This is a genomic window from Marinobacter sp. UBA2498 (assembly GCF_002341575.1).
GTDB lineage: Bacteria > Pseudomonadota > Gammaproteobacteria > Pseudomonadales > Oleiphilaceae > Marinobacter > Marinobacter manganoxydans.
Genome location: NZ_DDOI01000001.1, coordinates 1 through 7,060, shown reverse-complemented (window position 1 = coordinate 7,060; position 7,060 = coordinate 1). Strand labels below are relative to the sequence as shown.

At 59.6% G+C, this 7,060-nt stretch carries 7 protein-coding genes; 5 read left to right on the top strand and 2 right to left on the bottom strand.

The annotated features are described in order from the left end of the window. The 4 genes from B2W52_RS00035 to B2W52_RS00020 all read left to right on the top strand — a co-directional run. On the top strand, positions 1 to 331 hold a 331-nt coding region (locus B2W52_RS00035; RefSeq protein ID WP_286800929.1), incomplete at its 5' end, for an MMPL family transporter. Next, on the top strand, positions 328 to 1,176 hold the full coding sequence (locus B2W52_RS00030) for an outer membrane lipoprotein-sorting protein (protein ID WP_286800928.1): 849 nt from the start codon (positions 328 to 330) through the stop codon (positions 1,174 to 1,176). The genes B2W52_RS00035 and B2W52_RS00030, both read left to right, overlap by 4 nt. Before the next feature lie 31 nt (positions 1,177 to 1,207). Continuing rightward, positions 1,208 to 2,617 carry a hypothetical protein gene (locus B2W52_RS00025; RefSeq protein ID WP_286800927.1) on the top strand — a complete coding sequence of 470 codons (1,410 nt, stop codon included), beginning with the start codon at positions 1,208 to 1,210 and terminating at the stop codon, positions 2,615 to 2,617. 75 nt (positions 2,618 to 2,692) lie between these two features. After that, positions 2,693 to 3,079 (top strand): DUF302 domain-containing protein, encoded by a 387-nt coding sequence (locus B2W52_RS00020; protein WP_092033463.1) that lies wholly within the window; start codon positions 2,693 to 2,695, stop codon positions 3,077 to 3,079. 111 nt (positions 3,080 to 3,190) lie between these two features. On the opposite strand, the gene B2W52_RS00015 is transcribed toward B2W52_RS00020, so the two are convergent. Then, the gene (locus tag B2W52_RS00015) at positions 3,191 to 4,306 is read right to left on the bottom strand and encodes a phospholipase D-like domain-containing protein (RefSeq protein WP_199451720.1); all 1,116 of its coding nucleotides are present in this window, start codon (positions 4,304 to 4,306) and stop codon (positions 3,191 to 3,193) included. Positions 4,307 to 4,308: 2 nt separating this feature from the next. Beyond that, positions 4,309 to 5,349: a type II glyceraldehyde-3-phosphate dehydrogenase gene (locus B2W52_RS00010; protein ID WP_053114010.1), complete on the bottom strand. Its 1,041-nt coding sequence runs from the start codon at positions 5,347 to 5,349 to the stop codon at positions 4,309 to 4,311. A 299-nt stretch (positions 5,350 to 5,648) separates the two neighbouring features. Between B2W52_RS00010 and B2W52_RS00005 the strand changes: the two genes are divergently transcribed. After that, positions 5,649 to 7,060 (top strand): HAD-IC family P-type ATPase (locus B2W52_RS00005; RefSeq protein WP_349677052.1); only part of this gene is annotated, 1,412 nt, incomplete at its 3' end.

Sequence of the window (7,060 nt, the reverse complement as noted above, 5' to 3'; positions counted from 1 at the left end):
GGACTACGCCATCCACTTCCTGGCCCGCGCCCGCGCCACCGAGGCCGAGACCAGCTCCTGGCGTCGCTCGGTGGCGCCGATGTTCGGCGAGCCGGCACGGGCGATAACCCGCAACGCCATCGTACTTGGCGTTGGTTTCCTGCCGCTGCTGGCCGCACCGCTCGTGCCCTACCAGACGGTGGGGGTATTTATCGCGGCCATTCTGTTGACCGCCGGCCTGAGCACACTGCTGATCCTGCCGGCACTGGTAACCCTGCTGCAACGATGGCTGTTTCCCGGTGCCCGCAGGGCCGTCCCGAATCCGCAAAATCAAGAGGAAGGCGTGCAATGAGTAGATACTGGCCTGTTACCCTGTTCCAAAAGCTGGCCCTGGTGGTGATCGCGCTGGGCATCACGCCCATTGCCCTGGCCCAGGATGCCGGCGCTGCGCCCTCGGTGGAGCGCATTGTCAACCGGGCCAATATGGTCTCCTACTTCCAGGGGCGTGATGGCCGCGCCAGGGTCGCCATGACCATCACCGACCGCCAGGGGCGTACCCGCAGTCGCGAGCTTACCATTTTGCGGCGGGACGGCCCGGAGACAGATGCCATTGAGGGGAGCGCCTATCGTGGCGAGCAGAAGTACTATGTCTATTTCCGGCGGCCGGCGGATGTGAGCCAGATGACGTTGCTGGTGTGGAAACACCAGGACCGGGACGACGACCGCTGGCTGTACCTGCCGGCGCTGGATCTGGTTAAGCGAATTGCCGCCTCCGACAAACGCACCAGCTTCGTCGGCTCGGATTTCTTTTACGAGGATATCTCCGGGCGCAGTATTGATGCCGACAGCCATGAGCTGATCGAGACCACGGACAATTACTACGTAGTGCGCAACACACCCAAGCGGCCCGGGGAGGTTGAGTTCGCCTACTACGATGTCTATATCCACAAGCAGTCGTTCCTGCCGGTTCGCGCCGAGTATGTCGACGACAGTGGCAACCTCTACCGGCGTTACACCGCGCTGGCGGTGGAGAAGGTGCAGGGTTACCCCACGGTCGTCAAGGCGAGGATGGAGAACCTGCGCAGCGGCGGCACCACGGAGCTGACCTACACTGGCATTGACTATGACCTGGGCCTGCCGGAAGACGTCTTCTCGGAGCGCTACCTGCGCCGGGCACCAAAGGAGTACTTGCAGTGACCACCGGTGCACTGAGGGCAGGAGGGCGTGGATGAACACCAGAAGCCTGCTCTGGGGCATGTTGCTGGCGGGTATCCTTCTCGGTGCAGCGCCCGGGGCGCTATGGGCGGCCGCGCCCGAGCTGCCGGAGGGGCTGGGTGCGCCAGCCAGTGATACCGCGGAACCGGCCCTGCCAGCGGGCCTCGGGGGTGAGGCCGGGGCAGAACAGACCACCGACCGACCGGCTTCGACGGCGCTGCCATTTCGTCTGCGCGGCTTCTGGGAGGCCCGCGGCGGAACCCGGCTGGGCGATGATCCTCACCAGCGCGATCTCTCCATCGCCGAAACCCGGTTGCAGCTCGAGGCGGAGAAGTATTTCAAGGGAGTAACGCTGCGCCTTACCGGCGATTTTCTCTATGACGACCTGGACGATGATCGGTCGGTGGACCTGGAATCGGGTGAGGGCGCCTTCGACCTGCGCGAGGCCAGCCTGGTGTTTTCGCCGAGCGCGGATACCGATGTCAAGCTGGGGCGCCAGATACTAACCTGGGGAACCGGCGACCTGGTGTTCATCAACGATCTGTTTCCCAAGGACTGGGTCTCGTTTTTTATCGGCCGCGATGTGGAGTACCTCAAGGCGCCCTCGGACGCGCTGAAGGTTTCGGTTTTTTCCAGCTGGGCCAATCTTGACCTTGTCTACACCCCCCGGTTTGACGCGGATCGCTTCATCGACGGCCGCCGTCTCTCTTTCTTCAACACAGGGCAAGGGCGGCTGACCGGGCGCAATGCGGTTGTACTGGCGGACCGCCCGGCGGACGCGTTCGAAGACGACGAATGGGCCGCCCGGCTGTACCGTAACCTTGGCGCCTACGAGGTCGCGCTCTACGGCTACGACGGCTTCTGGAAGAGCCCGGCCGGGGCCGAGCCGGCCAGCGGTCGGGCCAGGTTTCCTCCGCTGTCGGTGCTCGGCGCCAGCCTGCGCGGGCCGGTGGGGGCCGGCATCGGCAACGTCGAGCTGGGCTATTACGATTCCCGCGCCGACCGCGATGGCGACGATCCCACGGTGCGCAACAGCGAGCTGCGCCTGCTGCTCGGCTATGAGCAGGAAATTGCCCGTAACCTGACCCTGGGCCTGCAATACTACCTTGAGCGCATGGGCGAGTTTGAGGCCTACCGGCGGGCCTTGCCCCCTGGTGCCCCGGTGCGGGACGAGAATCGCCACGTCCTCACCCAGCGGCTGACATGGCTGACACACAGCCAGAATCTGGAGTGGTCGTTGTTCCTGTTCTACTCGCCCTCGGACCGGGACGCGTACCTGCGCCCCCGGGTGGGCTATCAGGTTGATGATCATCTCTCTGTTGAAGCCGGCGGGAACCTGTTTTTCGGCGCCCGGGAGGAAACCTTCTTCGGTCAGTTTCAGGACAACAATAACCTGTATCTGGGGGTGCGCTATGGGTTCTGAAAAGGTTAGGTGTTGATATTGAAGGGCTGGCTACTGTAGGCCTTACTCGGTTTACCCAAAGAAAAGGAGATGTATATGTCTTACACAATGAATCGCGTAATTCAGAATGTGGATTTCGAGACCGTGGATGAGCGAACCCGTAAGGCCCTGGCCGATCAGGGATTCGGGGTTTTGACGGAGATAGACGTCAAGGCCACCATGAAAAAGAAACTGGACAAGGACATGCCCGCCTACCGAATTCTCGGTGCCTGCAATCCGGCCATGGCCTGGGAAGCGATTGGCGTGGAACCCCGGGTAGGCGCTATGTTGCCGTGCAATGTCATCCTGCGCGAGACCCCGGAGGGCGTTGAAGTCAGTGCGGTTGATCCCGTGTTATCCATGACAGCGATCGATAATGAGCAACTCAAGCATATTGCGGGTGAGGTGAGAGATAGGCTGTCGGAGATTATCAAGGCGGTATGACTCGACTCGCACCAAAGCACTCGCTGCGTCCTTAATCATTGCCGCACCGGGTGGCTGGGCCCCTGGTTCGGCATACCAGGCAAGTTGAGCCCCGATCTAAGTCGGCCCACGTCAAAGCCACTTGCGTAGCAACAGGCCAAGCGTGTCATACACGCCTTTCATGAAGCCGCGGTGTTTCCAGGCGATGCCAGTGATTTCACTGGCATCCTGCAAGTCAGTTACGAACTCGTTTCTTAACTGGCCATTCAAGGCTTCGTTTGTGGAAATCAGCGTCAGTTCATAGTTAATAAACAAACTTCTGTAGTCGAAGTTCGCGGTCCCTATGCTGCCCCAGGCATCGTCAACGAGCAGTACTTTGGAATGCAATAGCCGGGGTGTGTACTCGAATATGCGAACGCCGTGTTCCAGCAGTTCCCCGTAAATGGCGCGGGCAGCCCATTGTGCGGGGGTCGAGTCGGTCTTTTCGGTGGTCAGGATCCGCACATCGACTCCCCGGCGGGCCGCGAGAGCAAGTTGTTTGCGTAATCCCCGGTCCGGTACGAAATAGGGCGTCGCCAGCCAGATTTTGTCGGATGCTCCGGCCAGTTGGTCTTTGATGGAGCACCGCAGCTGGATGCGGCAGGCGCGTGTGGTATTGGGAGTGATCCGGCTGTCACCGATGGTATGACTCTGTGGGCTCCAGTCAGGGTGACCGCACCAGAAGGCGTCAAACAGAGCGTCAGCCTCCGCCGCCAGAGGCCCCTCGAAGCACACATGCACGTCGCGCCAACGCTTTGGGCCGTAATAGCGCCTCGAGCCTTCGCGATGAATGTTGAAGCCGCCGAGATACGCTGTTTTGCCGTCAATGACCAGCAGCTTGCGATGGTCGCGACGGTTGTAACGCATCGGTTGCCGCCAGCTCCAGCGGTGAAAGCGCTGTAGACGGATGCCGGCGGCTCTGAGCTGGCGTCGGTGCTTTCGGGTAAGAACGCTGCTTGAGCCCAGCGCATCAACGTGAATGCGCACGTCGAGGCCGTGGCGGGACTGCTTCATCAGTTCATCAAGCAGTTCAGTCCCCACCTCGTCCGCCGCGAGGATATACGAAGCAAGAAAGATACGCTGGGTGGCAGCACGGACCGAGCGAATCATCTCCGCATAGAGTTCGTCTCCCTCACCGAACAGCCTGAACACACCCTTCACGGCCCCGCCCTCGGGTTCACAGGCGACGTCGCCGGGGTTGCCGTCCATATCTATAACCCCAAAGAGCCGATACCCAGGCTGTCGTTGGTGTCTCTGATCGACGTTTCCGCATCGGGTTCGGCCCCGGTCAGTGCGCGTATGGCATCGATGGTTTCCGGAACAACAATCGCCTGGTTGTCGACCATATAGGCATAAAACAGCTCATTGCCCTGCACTTTGAGCATGTCTTCCCAAAGCGCGACTTCATACAGGCTGTCGTGAGGTCGGCCAAGGTCGGCCATCAACTCCTTGACGCTGTTGATCGCGCTTAGCCCGTCGCTGTTCCGGAGGAAAACAATGCGGGAGGAGGTGCGGAACGCATCGAGCACTTCGTCCTTGCTCGCCTCACGTGTCAGTTGAACGGACCAGTAGTGCAGGTGGGCCAGTGTCTCCGGAACCTTGACCGCCATGGTTACCACATCCAGGTCCGGGTCGACACTTTGGGCGTCCGGGCCCTGGTGACTGGGAATCTCCGGCTCTGGCACGACGGTATTCATGATCCCGCCCTGGTGGCTCTCCCAGGGATCGGTGGCCCGGCGCAGAAGGGTTCCCCGTGCCCGGTCCAGCAAGCCGTGGCGTTTGAGCGCTGACAGGGTACGAATGATCGACGTCGTGTTGCACGATACGACGCGTGTGCAGTCACGGCCGACAGCGCTGGCGTAGTTGGCCTCGGCAACGAATGAATGGCCCGTGCTTTGATGTTTCTCGCCGCCATGAACGATGAACCTGATACCGAGCCGCCGGTAGGTTTCGATATTCTTGCTGGCCAGGTGTTTCGGTGTACAGTCCACCACGATGTCCGCGGCTTCAAGTAAGTCATCCAGTGTGCCGGAAACATCAAGCCCGGCTGCGCCCATGGCAACGGCGTGCTCTTCAGTCGCGCCGTACAGGGCATACCCTCTACTCAGCGCGGCCCTCACTCGCCAGTCCTGCGCGACATCAGCTACGCCAGCCACAGCCATGTCTTTTTGTACCGCAACGGCTTGCGCTACCCGTTTGCCGATAACGCCATAACCGTTGACCGCGACGCGAATAATTCTCTGACCGACCATCTTTTGTATCTCCAGCTTCTGAAAAGGGGCGAGCGAACTGTTATGTTGCTTAAGTGACCAGATTATAGACAAAGACTGAATTTCAGCTGAAAGTCCGGTTTGACGTGTACCTCAGGGCAATGGCTTTACCGAAAAGTTGATGGTGATCAAAAAAATGCAAAGCGCAGAAGTGCTTTTCAGGTTCAGTTCAGCCGGGTGTAGTGGAATGGGGTGCAGTAGAGGGCAACTACATTGCTTATGACCGGGTCGAACCTTGAGAGGCTCGAATGGTATGAAACCATCGAAAGGATGATCGGAAGATGTCTGCCAAAGAAAATAGTTCTGCTATCAAAGATAGTGCTGGGAAGGAGTCGGAGGGCCAGTATACCTGCCCGATGCATCCGGAGGTCATATCTGATGAGCCTGGGAATTGCCCGAAATGCGGGATGCACCTTGTGCCTCTGGAAAACAATAAAGTGAGTTCTCATTCAGATCACTCTCACCATTGTTCTGGAGATCATGAAAAACCGTCAGGCGACGATCGAACATATGACCGTGTACCACCCGGGTATTCGGGGGTGGTTTACACTTGTCCCATGCACCCTCAAGTCCGACAGACAAAGCCCGGGGCATGTCCTCTGTGCGGTATGGGACTGGAGCAGGAATCGGCCACCGCGGAAGATGAGGGGCCCAACCCGGAGTTGGTGGACTTTTCTCATCGGCTCTGGGTTGCCCTGGCATTTTCAGTGCCCTTGCTGATTTTGACCATGACTCCCTATATCGGTGTCATGGCGGTTCGCGACTTCTTCGGTGAGCGTTTGTCACTCTGGATTGAACTGGTGCTTGCTACTCCTGTAATCCTATGGTCCGGCTGGCCCTTCTTTGCTCGCGGTTACATCTCGTTTCGGACAATGAACCTGAATATGTTCAGCCTGATCGGCATGGGAGTTGGGGCAGCCTATATCTTCAGCATCGTAGCGGTCCTTGTGCCAGGGATCTTCCCGGAAGGCTTCCGGGATTCTGAAGGAAACGTCGGCGTTTATTTTGAGGCGGCAGCCGTTATCGTCACGCTGGTTCTGCTGGGCCAGGTGATGGAGCTGAGGGCCCGTGAGGGCACAGGTAAAGCCATACGTGCGTTGCTGGACATGGCCGCGAAATCGGCGCGCCTGATCCGGCCCGATGGAACCGAGGAAGAAGTCGCTCTGGAGGATGTGAAGGTCGGTGATCACCTGCGTGTTCGGCCCGGTGATAAGGTGCCCGTTGACGGCGTGGTTGTTGAAGGTCGCTCTTCCATTGATGAGTCGATGATTTCCGGGGAGCCAGTTCCGGTAGAGAAGGTGGAAGGAGACAAGGTCACCGGGGCCACCATCAACGGTACCGGAAGCCTGGTTATGGAGGCGACCCGGGTTGGTGCGGATACTACGCTCAGTCAGATTGTCGAAATGGTTGCCAACGCCCAGCGTAGCCGCGCGCCTATCCAGAAGTTTGCCGATATGGTGGCCGGCAAGTTCGTACCGGCGGTTATTGCCATAGCCGCCCTGTCCTTTGTGGCGTGGGCCATCTGGGGACCGGCGCCAGCTTTGTCGTATGCGCTCGTGTCTGCGGTAGCGGTTCTTATCATTGCCTGCCCTTGCGCATTGGGGTTGGCTACGCCCATGTCAATCATGACGGCGACAGGGCGAGGCGCCCAGTTGGGTGTGCTGATCAAGAACGCCGAAGCCCTGGAGCGTTT